Genomic DNA, 17415 nt, shown 5'->3' on the forward strand with positions numbered 1-17415 from the left:
TGTACCCGAGGCTATTTGGGCGGCATCACTCCGTCCGCTGACGATGGCGGACCCTTGCCGGGCTCTACGAAGATGCGCACCTGGCGCGGCCGAACATAGAGCCGCTCGCCGGTTGTCGGGCGGAGGAGTTCGTACTGCTCGCGGGTCGTCTCGACGTGCACGATCCGGTCGTCTCCGGTGACGAGCTCGAGCTTGACCACGGCGCCGGCCGTGTTGGCGTAGCGCAGCGCGGCCCAGAATCCACCCCCCCCGCCCTCTGTCCGGTCCACCTCCAGCTCGTGGGGCCGCGTGTAGCCGGCGGCGGGGAGAGACTCCGCGTGGGGGTGCTCCGGGTAGTCGAGACGGAGGGGGCCGAGGATGGCCCGCCCGCCCTCTACGCGCCCCCCAAAGATGTTCACGTTTCCCAGGAATCCCATGACAAAGGGGGTGGCGGGGTGATCGAAGACCTCCTGCGGCGTTCCCACCTGCTCCACGCGCCCGTGGTTCATGACCACCACCCGGTCCGCGACCTCCAGAGCTTCCTCCTGATCGTGGGTGACGAACACGCTGGTGAGGCGGATCTCGTCGTGGAGGCGGCGCAGCCACCGCCGGAGCTCCTGGCGCACCTTGGCGTCCAGGGAGCCGAAGGGCTCGTCGAGCAGGAGCACCCGTGGCTCCACGGCCAGGGCGCGGGCCAGGGCCACGCGCTGCCGCTGCCCGCCCGAGAGCTCGGAAGGAAGCCGATTCCCGAGCCAGTCGAGCTGGACCAGCTTCAGGAGGTCCATCACGCGGCGGCGGATCTCCTTCTCCTCGGGGCGGCTGGCCCGCGGCCGGACGCGGAGGCCGAAGGCCACATTCTCGAAAACGCTCATGTGGCGGAAGAGAGCGTAGTGCTGGAAGACGAAGCCCACGGACCGATGGCGCACGTGGCGGGTGGTCGCGTCTTCGCCCTCGAAGAGTACCTGGCCCCTCTCGGCTTGTTCGAGGCCGGCGATAATCCGCAGCAAGCTGGTCTTCCCCGACCCGGAGGGGCCTAGCAGCGCCACGAGCTCACCGCTGGGGACGTGGAGGCTCACGTCGTTCACCGCGATGAAGTCCCCGAATTTCTTCGTGACGTTTCGGACTTCGATGCTCATTGCCCGGGCTCCGCAAGCGAGTCCGTCCGCCGGCTCGACCGCCACTCGACCAGGCTCTTGGCCACAAGGGTGAGGACGGCGACGAAAGTGAGCAGGGAGGCCACGGCAAAAGCGGCCTGGAAGTTGTATTCGTTGTAGAGGATCTCCACGTGCAGGGGCAGGGTGTTGGTCTTGCCCCGGATGTGCCCCGACACGACCGAGACGGCGCCGAACTCGCCCAGGGCGCGAGCGTTGCAGAGGATCACGCCGAACAGGAGCCCCCACTTCACGCTGGGGAGCGTCACGCGGTAGAAGGTGGTCCAGCCGCCGGCCCCCAGCACCCGCGCCGCTTCCTCCTCTTCGGGTCCCGCCGCCTGCATCACCGGGATCAGCTCCCGGGCGACGAAGGGAAAGGTGACGAAGATGGTGGCCAGGGCGAGCCCGGGAAGCGCGAACACGATCTTGAAGTCGTGGGCCTGTAGCCAGGGTCCCAGATATCCCTGGCGGCCGAAAAGGAGGATGAAGACCATTCCCGAGATCACCGGGGAGACCGCAAAGGGAAGGTCGATGAGCGTGATGAGGGCGTTCTTGCCCGGAAGCTCGAACTTGGCGATCGTCCATGCCGCGGCGACGCCGAAGACGAGGTTCAAGGGCACGGCAACCGCGGCCGTGAGCAAAGTGAGCCACAGCGCGGAGAGGGCCATCGGCTCCCTCACCGCGTTGACGTAGGCGGCCCAGCCCTTTTGCAGAGCCTCCGCGAAGACGGCGCCGAGGGGGACGACGAGAAAGACCGAGAGATAGGCCAGAGCCACCAGGGTGAGGACGACGCGAACGGCGACCGGTTCGGTGAGATTCCGCGGTCCATCCGCCCCACGATTCTGGACGCCGACGACGCTGGCCATGAGGTCGTTCCTCCTCAGTCCGATGCGAAGCGCATGCTCCACGACTGGAGGCGGTTGATGGCGAGGAGCAGCACGAAGGAGGCCACGAGCATCACCACCGCGATGGCCGTGGCGCCTGCGTAGTCGTACTGCTCCAGCTTGGTGATGATCAGGAGAGCGGAAATCTCCGTTCGCATCGGCATGTTCCCCGCGATGAAGACGACGGACCCGTACTCCCCGAGGGCTCGTGCGAAGGCGAGCGCGAAGCCAGTGATCCAGGCGGGGAGGATGGCGGGAAGGATCACCCGCCGGAAGATCTGCAGCCGGCTCGCCCCCAGACTTGCCGCCGCCTCCTCGAATTCGGGCTCAAGGCTGTCGATCACCGGCTGCAGCGTGCGGACCACGAACGGGAGTCCGATGAAAGTGAGGGCCACGGCCACGCCGAGAGGCGTGAAGGCGACCTTGATTCCCGCCTTCGCCAGCGGCCTGCCCAGCCAACCCGTTTCCGCATAGAGCGTCGTCAGCACAATTCCGGCGACGGCCGTGGGGAGGGCAAAGGGAAGGTCCACGAGCGCGTCCACCAACCGATGGCCCGGGAAACGATACCGCACGAGGACCCAGGCCACGATCAAGCCAAAGACGGCGTTGATGACAGCCCCCGCCAGCGAGGCGCCGAGAGTGAGCTTGTACGACGCCAGCACGCGCGGCGCGGTGACGGCAGCCCAGAAGCCGCTCGCCCCGAGGGTCGCGCTCCTCAGAAATAGTGTCGAGAGCGGGATCAGGACGATCACGCTCAGGTACAAGAGCGTGTATCCGAGGGTCAGCCCGAAACCCGGCAGAACGCGCGGGCGCGTCCAGGGAATCCTCAACACGGCACCCATTCCTCCGCTCCGGCGCGCTTCTTCTGCCTCCGAACGCCCGCCAGGTTGCGCCGGCTGGTTTCCCTCATTTCGGCTGGTAGATCTCGTCGAAGATGCCGCCGTCCGCGAAATGCCTCTTCTGTGCCTTCTGCCAGCCCCCGGCGATCTCATCGACCGTGGCGAGACTGACCCTGGGGAACGTCGACGCGTACTTCTTGGCCACGGCCTCGAGCCGCGGCCGGTAGTAGTTCTTGGCGGCGATCTCCTGCCCCTCAAACGTGTACAGGTATTCCAGGTAGGCCTGGGCGACAGCCCGAGTCCCTCTCTTGTCAACCACGCGGTCGACCAGGGCGACGGGGGGCTCAGCGAGGATGCTCTGGGACGGCACCACGATCTCCACCTTGTCCGGACCCAGCTCCTTGATGGCCAGGAACGCCTCGTTCTCCCAGGCCAGGAGGACGTCCCCGATCCCCCGCTGGACGAAAGTGGTGGCGGACCCGCGGGCGCCGGAGTCCAGCACGGGCACGTTCCTGTAGAGCCGGGTGACGAAGTCCCGCGCCTTCGCCTCGCTCCCCCCGGGCTGCCTGAGCGCATAGGCCCAGGCGGCCAAGTAGTTCCAGCGAGCGCCACCCGAGGTCTTGGGGTTAGGGGTGATGACTTGGATCCCGGGCCTGACGAGGCCGCTCCAGTCGTTGATCCCTTTCGGGTTCCCCTTGCGCACGAGAAATACGATGGTCGACGTGAAGGGAGAGCTGTTCTGCGGAAGCCGTTGCTGCCAGCCCTTGGCCAGGAGCCCACTCTCGGCCACGGCATCGATGTCGTAGGCCAGGGCCAGCGTCAGGACGTCGGCCTCGAGGCCATCGATGACGGCCCGCGACTGCTTGCTGGAGCCGCCGTGGGATTGCTGCACCTCGACCGTCTTCCCGCTCTTCTGGCGCCAGTACTTCGCGAATGCGGTGTTGAAGTCCTGGTAGAGCTCTCGGGTGGGGTCGTAGGACACGTTCAGGAGGGTCTGGTCGGCGGCCGATGCCAAGGTCGCAAGGGCGCCCAGAACGAGCGTGGCGAGGGCGTGCCGGGCGCGAGCATTCATGGCACGATCTGAACAACTCGGCCGTAGAGGGCCACGACCTCCACGGACCTGTACCGGATCGCCCGCACGGCGTCGACTACCTGCCGCTCCCAGCCACTAGTTTCGCTGATCGTGCTGTTATCTTGTATGTCCACGTTAGTACTAGACATTACGTGACTCGTCACTCTCTCGGGACTCGCTTCTTAGACGGCATTTCTCTGCGGACGACCTTCGAGGATCCGGCTATTGCGCTCGACAAGGTCGGCGAGGCTCGTATGGTCCAGGATCGCGGCGGCGGCGTTGCGCACGTCCAGAAATAGGTCGAAAAGGCCGGGGTGGCGGGGCTCGGTCTTGACCCGATGGGCCAGCTCTACGGCATCCCCAAGCGGGGCGAGCGGCCCGTCCACGACACGGATCACATCGCCCACCATGATTTCTCCGGGGGGTCGGCGAAGGCGATATCCTCCCTCGCGTCCACGCTCGCTCGCGACGATACGGGCGTTCTTGAGAGTCACCAGGATCCCCTCTAGGAATTTCTCTGGTATCGACTCAAGCTCTGCGATGCGATGAATCTTGACCAATCCCCCACCGTAAGCCTCGGCCAGGTGGGTGAGAGCCTTCATGGCGTACAGCCCACGGTGGGAGATCCTCATTGCATTCCTATCGAGTCAATAGGCTATATAGCCTCGACCGAATTGTCAAGGCTGTCCTGACAATCCGGGTTTCGTCCCCACTCTCGGTGCAGGGCGAGATGGGAAACCTCGAAGCCAAAGCGCCTGTCCGCTTGCGGGAGGAGCTTGCCGAAGACTACCATCGGTTGATTTACGCCGAGGGAGTCTCCCATGAGTCGAACCGCCCCGCTGACCCTCGCGCTCCTCTGCACGTCCCTAGGCGTCGTTCCGACCGTCGCACAGTCCGTGACGGAGAAACCCTCCACGACCTTTACTCTCTCCAATGGTCTTACCGTGGTGATCAACGAGGATTCCTCGGTGGCAAACGTCGCGGTGGAATTGTGGGTGCGGGCGGGCGTGCGCTACGAAGACGCCGGTCATTGGGGCCAAGCACATTTCTTTGAACACATCTTTGGCGCCACACGTACTCCACCGGCGCCGGGCCGCGTCCTTGATGGCAATGCGCAGACACGTCGCGATTTTTGCCGATACTATTTGCTGGTTGGCAGTGAGGCCCTCGAGTACGCCTTGGCTTTACAGGCCGATCGGCTTGACTACCCACTCGCTGCCATGACGGCTGAACGTCTCAAGGCTAATCGGGACATCGTCATCAACGAATACCGTGGCAATGAATCGCGTCCGTTTGGATTCGGGTCGGCAACAGATGTCAAGATGTTGGTCAACGGCTTCGGGTTGCAGCATCCATACGGCCGGCCGATTCAGCTCAACTCGGACGTCTCCACGCTGACAGACGCCGATATGCGGCGGTGGATCGCCGCACGTTACACGCCCGGCGAGGCCGTCTTGCTTATTGCCGGCAAGGTGTCAGTCGAGCGTGCACGCCCGCTCATCGAGCGCTACTTTGCGCCGATTCCCGCGGTCAAAGGCCTGCCCGCCGGTCCGCAAAGCCGACTGGTCGTGGAGCCGATTCAACCGACACCCCAGCGCCGCGAGCGGATGACTGTCGCAGCGCCGACGGGACAAGTTCTGGCTGTATGGAGCACACCCCGGTACGGCACGGCTGACGCCGACTATCTGACGCTTTTTGCGGAGATCCTCGCGGCGCCGGAGGTCGGTCGTCTGTATCTGCAGATGGTGTCGCTCGACACACTGGCCAGCACGACAGCTGCCGATGCGCAGATCGAGGAATTAGCAGGGTTGATTCGCGCGACGGTGTCGCTGCGGCCGGGGGCCAGTCCACAGAGAGCCGAATCAGTCTTCCTCAGTGTGGTCGATGAGTTGTCGCAGACCGGACCGACCGATTCGGAGCTGCGCACGGCGAAGGCGCGCCTGGCCACGCGAGAGGCGCGTCAGTGGGAGCGCCTAGGATTCCAAGGGTCGCGAATCGACTTGCTGGGCGAGGGGGCGCTCTACCTGGGCAACGCTGATGCCTATCGTGAGCGTGTCGAGCGCATTGCGAACGCGACCCGCGAGGATGTGGCGCACGCGGCTCGGATGTGGGTCCTCGGCCACGGATACGTCCTCAACGCAATTGCGCAAGCTTCTACCACCTCACCTGCCGATATTGATCGGACGCGCCCGGTATCGCTGCCGCCGGCCGTGCCGCCCAACTTGCCGCCGGTCATGGTGAAAACGCTGCCGGACAGTCTGACCCTGGCGACGATGGAGGTGCCAGAGTCGCGCCTGGTGAACGTCACGGCCACCCTCTCTCCACAGACGGCCAGAGCAACCGAGCAAATGCGCCGCATCGTTGCGCGGGCGCTTACGGATCGCCACCCCGAAAACCGTTCGCGGCGCGCGGAGGCATGGCGGGCGTGTATCGCCGCAGGAGGCGCCGTCGATGTTGCCGTGGATGGGGCTGCGACAACCATCACTATCGAAACACTGGTTGCCGGTACATCGCTGGCCTTGGAAGCAGCCGCAACGCTGTTCGTGTCCGAACCGTTAGACGGGGGCGCTGTAAGACGCGCCCTATCCGAAGACGAGGATCGTCGCGTGGCGCAGGACGCGACGACGCGTATTCGCGCGGCGCTTGCCGACCTTCTCGCTGGCGGCGAAGCGCGTGAGGGGCGAGACAACCGGGAGACCATCGCGGACGCGGCGATCCGGACGATGGTCTCAACGACCGGGGCGACTCTTATTGTCGCGGGTGGTATCCAATCATCGACTGTCGATGCAACCGTGAAGAAGCTCTTTGGTGACAGGAAAACCGTCCGAGCGGCCACCAACAATCAAGGGACACGACCGGCTCGGTCGATGGTCGGCGGCCCAGTCGCTTACGTCCTCGATGTTCCGGGTCGGCCCCAAACGCTGATCGCCGGCGGCCACAGCCTGGACCCGATCACGCCTGCGACATTCATCAAGGCACGACTCGCAACCGCGATCGTTGGCACGAGACTCAACGCGAACCTCCGCGAGCAGCGTCATTGGTCGTATGGAGCGCAAGCGATGCTAGCCGCGGCTTCGGACGGCACGCCGATGTTGTCAGTTGTGACCGAAGTGCAGGCCGACCGAACCGCGGATGCGATCGCAGAGATCCGGCGTGAGTTCGGTGCGACCGGCGGTGACAGCGAAACAGCGCGGTTGCCGTTCTATCGACGGGATCTCACTCGGCAGATCGTTGGCAGTGCGAACATAACGGCAGGCGTGGTTGATGCGCTGGTTGAGCTCACTCGCCGAGGTCTCCCCCTGACTTCCTATCCGGAATTGCTCCGTCAGGCTGCAGCCACCGATGAGACTGCGATCCGCGAATCCCTTAGTGTCTTGCACGCCGACGCACTGGTGTTCATTGTGGCAGGCGATATGGCGAGTCTGCGACCGCAGCTAGTGGCTGTCGGCATCACACCGATGCCGTTGCCTGAGTAACAAAGCGGGTAGGGAGACGGCCAGGTGCGGATAGGGCAGCGCTCCCTGCCGTAGGAGGTTGGAAGTGCGGATTCACACCATCGGGAACGTGCTCTTGCTGATCACCGGGGCGTCGGTCATCTCGGGATCACATGCCCAGACGACTGGAGGGAAGAGCGGCACCGCGGCTCAGGCGCCCCTCTCCCCCCGCGAGGCGCTCATCGCGCGCGCAAAATCGCTTGAGCTCGACACCCCGTACGTGCCACCTCCGGGCGACCCTCTTGAGCATCACACGGCCGGCTTCGCCAAAGTCATCTGCTCCGCGGTTTTCATCACTGGGCTCGATCCCGAGTTCGCCGCCGAGAACGTCGGGTACTTCACCAGCCCCTACGCTGAGCGCGCGAAGGTGGGAAGACCCGTGATCGATCGTATCGGGAAGACGGTGAGTGTGACGCTTCCCAGTGGCGTGACGCGCACGGCCAAGTATCTGGGTGACCAAGGCTGCGTGACGCTCCCCGCTGGAAAGTCCTCCGTGAATTTCACACCCCTGCCGCTCAAGAGCCAGCTCCCCGACGCTTCGACGCTGCCCTGGCCGATGGGCGACGTACCCGCCAAGGACGCCCTGGCGGCGGACATCGACACGGCCAAGGTCAAGCAAGCTGTGGATGCGGCCTTCGAGCCTGCCGAGGGCATGACGTCCGCCTTTGTGGTGACGTGGAGGGGCAGGCTCATTGGTGAGCGGTACGGCGAAACCATCACGGGGCACACGCCGCTCGAGAGCTGGTCGATGGGCAAGAGCGTGACGGCCACCCTCATGGGCATCCTCATCAAACAAGGGGCCTACGACCTGTGGCAGCGGGCGCCCATTCCCGAGTGGCAAGGGGAGGGCGATGCTCGCGCCAAGATCCGCATCGCCGACCTCCTGCGCATGTCGAGTGGGCTACGCATCAAGGCGCCCCAGGATCCAGACTACGATCCGTCAGGCACGTATCCCGACCACGTCTATCTCTACACGGGCGGCGTCGACTCATTTCACTACGCTGCCACCCGCCCGTTGCAATGGCCGCCCGGCATGGTGGGGCGCTATCACAACACCGACCCGGTCCTGATCAACTACCTCATCCGTCTGGCCGTCGAGAAACGGGGGGAAGAGTATCTCTCGTTCCCGCGGCGGGCCCTATTCGACAAGATCGGGATCCGAACCATAGTGATCGAAACGGACCCCTTCGGGAACTTCCTGACTCAGGGATACGATTTCGCGTCGGGACGCGACTGGGCCCGTCTCGGCAACCTCTACCTTCAGGATGGCGTGTGGAAGGGCGAACGGATTCTTCCCGAGGGATACGTCAAGTTTGTGTCCACGGTCGCGCCGGCGTGGGAGGCCGACAAGCGGCCCGTCTACGGCGGCTTCTTCTGGATCAACGGCGAAGGCGCGTTCCCAGTCCCTAAAGAGGCGTACTTCATGGCCGGTGCCGGGGGACAGACCACGCTGATCATTCCTTCGCACGACCTCGTGGTCGTTCGGCTGGGCCACTTCAAAGGCAGCGAACCCGGAACGCAGAGCCTGCGGAGAGCTCTCGCAATCCTGATGGAAGCCGTACCACACCGGCCTGGCGTTCGCTGAGCAAAACTCCGCCAAGGGTCGGGCCTACAAGTACACGATGGGCTCTTCGCATGGGAAGAAGCCCTTCAGCCCAGCACGGCCTCGAGAAGGGGAAGCATCCGCGAGACCCTTCGAGCGCGGATGACCCAGTCCCAGAGGGGCTCGAACTTCTTCCATCCCCCGGCGTAGGCCAGGTGGCGAAGCCGTCCGCCCCACGACCGCGTCGTGGACGCGCTCCGAAAGATCGAGCCCCAGCGATAGAACTCCCGGTAGGCACGCCAGTAGCCTGATTCCAGCTCCCCGGCCCGCATGCCGCGGCCTTCGAAGACCACATGCCGCGTGTCGTAGAGGTCCCAGTCCCGGTGGAGGATGCGCCCGGCCGCTTCCATCCGCTGAAACAACGCGGTGCCCGGATAGGGAGTGAGGATGTGGAAGGTCGCGGTCTCTATCCCCTCCCCGATGGCCCAGCCCACGGTCCGGTCGAACACCGAGGCGTCGTCCTCGTCCATCCCGAACACAAAGCTGCCGTTGACCATCACTCCGAGGCTATGGAGCCGGCGCACGGTCTCGCCATAGTCGCGGTGTAGGTTCTGCACCTTGCCCTGGGCGCGCAGGCCCAGAGGGTTGAGCGTCTCGAAGCCGACGAACAGGCTGCGCAGGCCAGAGGCGACGGCCTTTTCGAGCAAAGCCGGCTTCAGCACCGACTGCACCGTGCCCGCCGCCTGCCAGACGCGCCCCATGCCCCGCATGCCTTCGAAGAGCGCGGCCGCAAAGCGCACGTCGCCGAAGAGATGGTCGTCCAGGAAGTAAAGGTGGCGGCCGGGCAGGCGTTCGATCTCCGCGAGAGCCGCGTCCACCCGCTGGGTGTAGAAGCCCCTCCCGCCCTCGAAGAACGCCTCCTTGTAGCAGAAGTCGCAGGCGTGGGGGCAGCCACGCGAGACGACGATGGAGTTGGGCACGAGGTAGAGGTGGCGCCGGATGAGGTCGCGGCGGATCGGGGGGAGACCCGCGAGGGTCCGGACGCGCGAGCGGTAGACCGGCTGGGGCCGCCCGGAGGAGAAGTCGGCCAGGAACTGGGGCCAGGTGTCCTCGCCGGGGCCGAGGAAGATGCTATCGGCGTGCGGGGCCGCCTCCTCCGGGAGCGAGGTCACGTGGAGGCCACCGAGAGCGACGTAGGCGCCTTTCCTCCGGTAGTGGTCGGCTAGGCGGTAGGCCCGTTTGGCGGAGGTGATGTAAACCTGGATGACCACCAAGTCCGGCTCGTCGTCCAGGTCGAGGCGCTCCACGTGCTCGTCCTGGAGCCGGACCTCGTCCTCCTCGCGCAGGTAGCCGGCGAGGGTAGCGAGACCCAGGGGAGGGAAGAGCGAGTACTTGATGGGACGGAAGAACGGGCTCACCGCCTCGGTGAGGGCGGGGAGGATCATCTTCACTCTCATGGCCGGCCGCGATCCGCGGTCACGACGCCCAGGACCTGGACCGACACCAAGCGCCTCCGGGGTCCGTCGAGCTCGACCAGGAAGACGCTCTGCCATTGCCCGATGTCGATCTCCCCTTCCGCGACGTTCAAAGAGACGGAGGCGCCAAGTACCAGGGCTCGGGCGTGGGCGTGTCCGTTGGGTTTCTCGTCCGAGAGCGGAGCCTCCCGCGCCGCGAGGTTGTTGTGGCGGTAGGGGACGCCTTCGGGGGCCCAGCGCTCGAGGAGGTGAGCGAAATCCTCGAGGAGAAAGGGCTCGTTCTCGTTCACGACCACGGCGGCGGTCGTGTGCCGGCTCTGCACCATGACCATTCCTTCAGATACGCCGGACCTCCGGACCCGCTCCGCCACCAACTCCGTCAGGTCGATGAACTGCAAGGGCTTCTCCGTCCGGAGGTGGATGAGGTCGCGGCACACGCGGAGAACGGCCGCTTCCCGCACGCTCACGAATAGGCTCGCGGCCATTCGCTCTCCTTCTCTCGCCTGCGACCGAGGCGTCAGGGCAGAAGCTAGGCCCGCGGGCTGAGGGAGACGTGAGGGGGATGTGAGGGTTGGGTCACGGTGTCAGGAAACCGAGGATCGGGGACGCCGGGTCAGACCCAAGACGAGGCCGGAGCCGAAGAGGAGACCCTCCCAGGCGCTGATCACCACACGGGTGAAGAGGCCCGGCTCGTCCTCCCCCAACAAGCGCGACAAGGGGGCGAGGCCCACCTGCGAGCCCGGAAAGGCATTGGCCATGAAGTCGAGGCTCATGGCGCCCAGGTAGCTGCCCGTCGCCGCGAGCGCCACTGCTGCGGTGGCACAGCTAAGACCCGTGACCAGCACGGCGAGGGCACGCGCCGGGCCGCGCGGGGCGGCCATGCCACCTTCCGCCCGCGAGGTAGCGAGCGCGTAGCCAAGGCCGGTGGCCGCGCCCAGCACGAACCCCTCGAAGCCGCCCGCGACCGCCGAGAGGTCGCGGCCGAAGAGCCCCTGGATCGTCCACAGCGCAAGCAGGTGCGCTCCGGCGCCCACCGCGCCTCCACCCAGGGCTCCGAAGACGACAAGGGCGATCCCCCGGAAGGACCGGACGAGCACTTCGGCCGCGGCGAGGCCGGCCCCGACGCCGGCGGCACCCAGCCCTCCGATGGCGAGCCCGACCAGGCCGAGGACGACGGACACACTGTCGGCGGCGCGCGAGCCCGGCCCCAGGCGAAGGGCGAGGCCTCCCAGGAACCCAGCGATGAGCCCAGTAACCGCGCCTCCCGCGACGGCGCCCGCCCAGCGGGCGCCCGCGAGCCGTAGAGTCCGCCGCAAGCGCAGCCAGGCCAAGAAGCCGATCGTCGCCGGCAGGCCCGGTTGGCCGAGGAGAGGTACGGGGCCGGCGCCCGCGACCTCCCAGCGTGTGTCGCGAAGGAGGGCCCGCGCCCGCGCGTGCCCTGGACGGCGGTCCAGGCCCGCCAGCGCCTCTTCGGTGCCGAGGGCGTGAAGCGACTCCGCCGCCTCCCGCCGCTCCTCGCCGTCGAGGGGGCCCGGAGCCAATAGCCGCTCGAGAGCCGCCCCGAGAGGATCCGGCTCCGCCGCGGGCGGGGGCGTTTCGGGCGGGCGCGCGCCGGCGCTGGCGGCAACAGGGAGCACCGATTCCTCGTCCGGCTGCTCAACAACTTCAGAAAAGACGAAACGGTACCCGTGGCGCGACAGCGTGCGAATGAAGACCGGGTCGCGGGGGTCGTCCCCGAGCGCCCTGCGGAGGGTCCGGACTGCCTGGCTGAGCGCCCCGTCCGTGACGACGACATCTCTCCAGACAGCGTCGAAAATCTCCCGCCGGTGCACGGCCTCCCCCCTCCTCTCGACCAGCATCACCAGGAGGTCGAAATAGCGCGGGATCAAGGAAACCTCGCGCGGGCCCCGGAGAAGCACGCGGCGGGAGGGCGAGAGGACGAAGTCAGCGAAAACATAGCGCCGCCTCCCGGAAACCGCGACGCTCACCACGGCTCGTGCTCCCCCGCGGCGTGCACAATCAAAGAATGTCGAGCGAGACTGCGGCCCGCCCGGCGATCCTTCAAGTAAGCCGCTCTGTTACGGGCAGCTCCGAAGACCGTTGTTTTGGGGCCGTTTGCTATCGGAACCCCCTGATGCTCTCGTTCATTCAGGACCCTTTGGAGGACCGCCTACGGCCCTCCAGGTACAAACAAAAGCGTCATCCCGCGCCTCCCATACTTGCGGAGAAAGCCAAGAGTCCATTGGAACGTTGCGTGGGTTTGGGTCGACGAAACCCCAAAATCGGCCGTCCGGCATCGGAAGCCCGCGCGCGCATACAGCGTCTTGCTGTTCGAAATGTCCGTTGATTAGAAGCTTCATCGTTCGCTCGACAACCATCTGTCCACTTACCAGCCAAATCGTGACCTCGGAGGTGCCGACGCCCAAGGCGAGCCGCACCGGCTGAATGCGGTCACCGATGCGGGCCCGCAGCTCGTCCACGGCCGCGCGCTCCTCCTGTGTGAGCGGCGAACGAAATGGCATCTCGTCGAAACTCGTGACTAACAGTTCGCCGAACGGCGATGGCGGCAACGTCCAATCGGAGCAGTTGAGCGCGTACGCCGTCGCGATCTTCTGGTTATTGAGTTCAGCTGGCCGCTCAAGTTCGGCTATCGCGTTCAGGTTTTCGGGTCGACCGCTCAATAACCATGCGCGCCGCGGCTCGCCGGCCAAAGCGGCGCAGATGCGCAACTCCTGGGTCGTCGCTTCTATGACCTCGACTTGGCGGAAAAACGGCTGCTCGATCTTGTGCACCAGACTCTTCTCGAGGAATCCCGACAGCTCGGGTAGCTCGTGGGCGACTTCACGGCGCAATGCCTCGCAGTCCTCCGACGAGAGCACTCCTGCGAGCTTGGCACCAAGAAATGCAGCGCGGTGACAGGGCTTCATCCCACGCAGCAGAAATCGCACCTGGTAGAAGACCCAATTGGGCCCAGAGATGGAGACCTGGTCCTGGATCCCATCTTGTCCGCCGGACCTTTCCGAGGGTTGTTGGCATTCGATCTCGCGCAGAAACTCTTGCGCCGCTTGTTGGGCTTCCTTCTCGGTAGCGTGTTGGGACACGGGGTAGTCATCCCCGGCAAACGTATCCCAGCCGACGACCTTCCAGGGCTTGTCAGTCGTAGGCTCCATTTCCCTCCCCCCGCAGTCACCCAGGCCGCTGTCCAGGACGGCGGGCTTGGTTGAGGTCGCCGCTCCCACGGTGCCATTCCTGGGAAGGGCTGGCGGGCGATCAGAGCGCTGAGATCCGAGCTGTCACACGCGCGGCAAGCACCGCCGCGAAGGGCGTAGGGTGCTGCGCTCGCGGCTTCTGTTGAAAAGGCGGCGCACATGACTCAGCGAGGTGTGTTCGTCAAGATTCGCCACGCGCGATGGTACTTCCTGACCCGCTCGAGATCCCGATCGGCGAGCTCGTCGATACGCCTCACATCCATGTTGTCTTCGAGGTCTGCGAGCTTGACCCTGCGGCCGATCGGGTTGGCGGCCGCACGCGCGACGAAATCGTCGTAGCTTTCCCCCTCTCGGTGCGTGACGCTCTCGACCGCCGTCAACACCACTTCCGGGAATCCGTTCGAACGCAGCTTGTCGATACTCCAGTCGGTATCCTCGACTACGTCGTGGAGCACAGCGACCATCATTTCCGCCTCGGTGTCCATGCGCAGCATGATCCGCAGCGGGTGGAGGATGTAGGGGGCACCCGACTTGTCCTTCTGATCGATGTGAGCCTGAGCAGCCACAGCGATGGCTCTGGCAAGGGTGGACATGAATCACCTCGCGGATATTATGCACCCCTGGTAAGAGCCGCTGTCGCCCTGCTGCCAAACCGTAGATCCAGTGGACACCCGGCGCCCCAGGAACGTAATCTCAGTGTCAGAAACGGGAGGAACGCGATGAACAGACCGGCGCTATTGGCGGGAGTCCTGATCCTTGTGGCCGGATCGGCGAGCGCCCAAGACCTCGCTTCGTTCGAGAAGCGCGTCACCGTTAAAACCCTGGACAACGGCCTGACCCTGGTAGTTTGCGAGCGGCCCGAGGTGCCCGTGTTCTCGTTCTACACCCACGTGGATGTAGGTGCCGATCGTGAGGTTCCGGGGATCACCGGGCTCGCCCACATGTTCGAACACATGGCCTTCAAGGGGACCGACGTCATAGGCACAACCAATTACGGAGCGGAGAAGGTGGCCCTCGAGAAGGTCGAGCGCGCCTATCTGTCCTTCGACTTGGAGCGCCGGCGCAGTCCGGGGCGCGACGAGACGAAGGTGGCAGAGCAGGAAAGGGCCTGGAAGAACGCGCTGGCCGAGGCGAACAAATATGTCGTGACCAACGCGTTCGGCGAGATCGTCGAACGAGAGGGCGGGGTCGGACTGAACGCCTTCACGAGCAGCCAAGAGACCGGCTACTTCTATTCTCTGCCCTCGAACCGTCTCGAGCTGTGGGCGTATCTTGAATCGGAGCGCTTCCTGAAACCAGTGATGCGCGAGTTCTACAAGGAGCGCGACGTCGTCCACGAGGAGCGGAGGATGCGCACGGACAGCCAGCCCATAGGACGACTGATCGAGGAGTTCCTGGCTGCGGCCTTCACCGCGCATCCCTACGGCCAGCCCGTTATCGGCTGGCCTTCCGACCTCGAGTCCTTCTCGGCGACGGATGCCATGGAGTTCTATCGCCGTTACTACGTGCCCGCAAACATGGTGGTGACCGTGGTGGGTGACGTCCGGCCCTCCGAAGTGGTGCCGCTGGTCGAAAGATACTTCGGCCGCCTCCCCGCGGCACCCAAGCCAGAGCCGCTCCGCACCATCGAGCCTCCTCAGCGGGCGGAGCGGCAGGTGATCCTGCGCGAGACTGCTCAGCCCTATTACATCGAGGGCTACCATCGGCCCGACTCGCGGGACCCGGACGACGCCGTCTACGCCGTGATCAGCAACCTGATGTCGGAAGGTCGGACCTCTCGCCTCTACCGCTCTTTGGTCCGCGACAAGAAGATCGCGGCCGGAGCCTCGGGGTTCAGCGGGCTGCCCGGCAACAAGTACCCGCACTTGTTCGCCTTCTTCGCGATCTCCACACCGGGCCACACCCCCCAAGAGCTGGGTGACGCCATCGGGGCCGAGGTCGAGCGCATCAAGAGCGAGGACGTGACCGACGACGAGCTGAAGATGGTCAAGACCCGAGTCAAAGCAGACCTCATCCGCCGACTCGGAAACAACAACGGGTTGGCCTTCCAGCTCGGCCAAGCGCAGGCGCGGTACGGCGACTGGCGGGAGTTGTTCCGCAGCGTCGATCACATCGGTAGGGTCACGAAGGCCGACATGAGAAGGATCGCCCAGAAGGCGTTCGTTCCGGAGAACCGGACGGTCGGGATTCTCGAGTCAACGAAGCTAGCGGGCGGCCCCCCAGGGCAGGGAGGCAAGTGATGGGTCCCCGACGGACGATTCTGGCAGTGCTCTTCGCGCCGCTTCTTATTCCCTGGCCGGCTCTTGCCCAGCCGGTCTCCACCGACTGGAAGCAAATCCGCAAACCGGCGCTGCGCCCCTTCCAGCCCGTGCAACCAAAGCGGGTAATGGTCGGCAACGGCCTCGTGATGTTCCTCCAAGAAGATCGCGAGCTGCCTCTTATCCACGCCACTCTTCGCATCCGCGGTGGCTGGCGGGAAGAGGACGCCGCGAAGGTCGGGCTGGGCGGCATCTATGGTCGGGCCTGGCGCACCGGAGGGACAAGGAATCGCACAGGCGACCACCTCGACGACTTCCTCGAAGCTCGCGCTGCCCACGTCGAAACCAATGACGGCCTCGACTCGTCGACGGTGAGCCTCGACTGCCTCAAGGAGAACTTCACCGAGGTCCTTGATGTCTTCCTGGAGCTCGTCCGGGAGCCGGAGTTCAGGCAAGAGAAGATCGAGCTGGCGCGCCAGCAGCTGAGTACGATCATCGCCCGCCGCAACGACAGCCCGCAGTCCATCCTGTTCCGGGAGTCGAATAGGCTGGGCTACGGCGCGGCATCGCCCTACGGACGGCTGTTGGAGTACGCCACGCTGAACGCCGTAACGCGCGACGACCTCCTCGCCTGGCACAAGACTTACGTCCATCCCAACAACATGATCCTCGGCGTGGTGGGCGATTTCGACGCCCAGGCGATGGAAGGGACGCTCCGCAAGGCCTTCGGCTCGTGGCCCAAGGGACCCGCCGCGCCGAAGGCCAAGGCGAGCCCGACTCCCACCGCGGCGCCCGGCTTGTACTTCATCGCCAAGGACGACGTGAACCAGTCCAACATCCGAATGGTCCACCTGGGCACGACCATGGACAATCCCGACTACTACGCGATCACGGTAATGAACGAGGTGTTTGGCGGCAGTTTCGCGGCCCGCCTTTTCACGAACGTCCGCTCCAAGAAGGGCCTCGCCTATGCAGTGGGAGGCGCTGTCGGCGTCGCTTACGACCATCCAGGGCTGTTCTCGGTCTTCACGTCCACGAAGAGCGGGACCACTGCCACTGCCATCGACGCCCTCTACGAGGAGATCGACAACATCAAGAAGGTACCGGTGACGGGGGAGGAGCTGCAGCGGGCCAAGGAGTCACTCCTCAACTCGCACATCTTCCGCATCGATTCCCGGGCCAAGGTCCTGTTTGAGAAGATGACCTACGAGTTTTACGGCTACCCCCTCGACTTCCTCGAGCGCTACCCCGCTGGGGTCGAGAAGGTCACCGCCGCGGATGTCGCACGGGTCGCGCAGCACTACATCGACAAAAACAAGTTGGCTGTCCTCGTGGTCGGGAAGCAGACGGATTTCGACCGGCCCCTCTCGTCCTTCGGCCCGGTCACAACCATCGACATCACCATCCCGCCGCCGGCCCACAACAAGAAGGCAGGTACATCCCGATAGGGATCCGGTCGGACTACGGGCAGTTCGCGTTGACGGTTTGTTATGGGTGCCAGGAAACGGCCC

At 65.1% G+C, this 17415-nt stretch carries 14 protein-coding genes; 4 read left to right on the forward strand and 10 right to left on the reverse strand.

The window, feature by feature from the left end; all coding sequences use genetic code 11:
* Positions 1-11 precede the first annotated feature (11 nt).
* From VN461_00555 to VN461_00575, 5 genes are all read right to left on the reverse strand, one after another.
* The gene (locus tag VN461_00555; GenBank protein ID HXB53246.1) at positions 12-1115 is read right to left on the reverse strand and encodes a sulfate ABC transporter ATP-binding protein; all 1104 of its coding nucleotides are present in this window, start codon (positions 1113-1115) and stop codon (positions 12-14) included.
* The gene (cysW, locus tag VN461_00560; protein ID HXB53247.1) at positions 1112-1996 is read right to left on the reverse strand and encodes a sulfate ABC transporter permease subunit CysW; all 885 of its coding nucleotides are present in this window, start codon (positions 1994-1996) and stop codon (positions 1112-1114) included. Before cysW ends, VN461_00555 begins: the two co-directional genes overlap by 4 nt.
* Positions 1997-2010: 14 nt before the next feature.
* On the reverse strand, positions 2011-2847 hold the full coding sequence (gene cysT, locus VN461_00565) for a sulfate ABC transporter permease subunit CysT (GenBank protein ID HXB53248.1): 837 nt from the start codon (positions 2845-2847) through the stop codon (positions 2011-2013).
* Between the two features lie 73 nt (positions 2848-2920).
* On the reverse strand, positions 2921-3925 hold the full coding sequence (locus VN461_00570; protein HXB53249.1) for a sulfate ABC transporter substrate-binding protein: 1005 nt from the start codon (positions 3923-3925) through the stop codon (positions 2921-2923).
* Between the two features lie 182 nt (positions 3926-4107).
* Positions 4108-4557: an Rrf2 family transcriptional regulator gene (locus tag VN461_00575; GenBank protein HXB53250.1), complete on the reverse strand. Its 450-nt coding sequence runs from the start codon at positions 4555-4557 to the stop codon at positions 4108-4110.
* Between the two features lie 189 nt (positions 4558-4746).
* Between VN461_00575 and VN461_00580 the strand changes: the two genes are divergently transcribed.
* Positions 4747-7401 carry an insulinase family protein gene (locus VN461_00580; protein ID HXB53251.1) on the forward strand — a complete coding sequence of 885 codons (2655 nt, stop codon included), beginning with the start codon at positions 4747-4749 and terminating at the stop codon, positions 7399-7401.
* Between the two features lie 64 nt (positions 7402-7465).
* The gene (locus VN461_00585; protein HXB53252.1) at positions 7466-9004 is read left to right on the forward strand and encodes a serine hydrolase; all 1539 of its coding nucleotides are present in this window, start codon (positions 7466-7468) and stop codon (positions 9002-9004) included.
* Positions 9005-9069: 65 nt separating this feature from the next.
* Here VN461_00585 and VN461_00590 read toward each other — a convergent pair whose 3' ends face one another.
* The 5 genes from VN461_00590 to VN461_00610 form a co-directional block, all read right to left on the reverse strand.
* On the reverse strand, positions 9070-10419 hold the full coding sequence (locus tag VN461_00590; protein HXB53253.1) for a radical SAM protein: 1350 nt from the start codon (positions 10417-10419) through the stop codon (positions 9070-9072).
* Positions 10416-10922, reverse strand: coding sequence for a secondary thiamine-phosphate synthase enzyme YjbQ (locus VN461_00595; GenBank protein ID HXB53254.1), 507 nt, complete (start codon positions 10920-10922; stop codon positions 10416-10418). The genes VN461_00590 and VN461_00595 overlap by 4 nt, the downstream gene beginning before the upstream one ends.
* A 99-nt stretch (positions 10923-11021) precedes the next feature.
* The gene (locus VN461_00600) at positions 11022-12425 is read right to left on the reverse strand and encodes a transcriptional regulator (protein HXB53255.1); all 1404 of its coding nucleotides are present in this window, start codon (positions 12423-12425) and stop codon (positions 11022-11024) included.
* Between the two features lie 156 nt (positions 12426-12581).
* Positions 12582-13607: a DUF2188 domain-containing protein gene (locus VN461_00605; protein HXB53256.1), complete on the reverse strand. Its 1026-nt coding sequence runs from the start codon at positions 13605-13607 to the stop codon at positions 12582-12584.
* 203 nt (positions 13608-13810) lie between these two features.
* Positions 13811-14239 carry a GTP pyrophosphokinase gene (locus VN461_00610; protein ID HXB53257.1) on the reverse strand — a complete coding sequence of 143 codons (429 nt, stop codon included), beginning with the start codon at positions 14237-14239 and terminating at the stop codon, positions 13811-13813.
* Positions 14240-14365: 126 nt separating this feature from the next.
* Between VN461_00610 and VN461_00615 the strand changes: the two genes are divergently transcribed.
* Together VN461_00615 and VN461_00620 are read left to right on the forward strand one after the other, a co-directional pair.
* Positions 14366-15886, forward strand: coding sequence for a pitrilysin family protein (locus VN461_00615; protein ID HXB53258.1), 1521 nt, complete (start codon positions 14366-14368; stop codon positions 15884-15886).
* Positions 15886-17352 carry a pitrilysin family protein gene (locus VN461_00620; GenBank protein HXB53259.1) on the forward strand — a complete coding sequence of 489 codons (1467 nt, stop codon included), beginning with the start codon at positions 15886-15888 and terminating at the stop codon, positions 17350-17352. Before VN461_00615 ends, VN461_00620 begins: the two co-directional genes overlap by 1 nt.
* The last annotated feature ends 63 nt before the right edge of the window (positions 17353-17415 follow it).

It is taken from the genome of Vicinamibacteria bacterium, assembly GCA_035570235.1.
Lineage (GTDB): Bacteria > Acidobacteriota > Vicinamibacteria > Fen-336 > Fen-336 > DATMML01.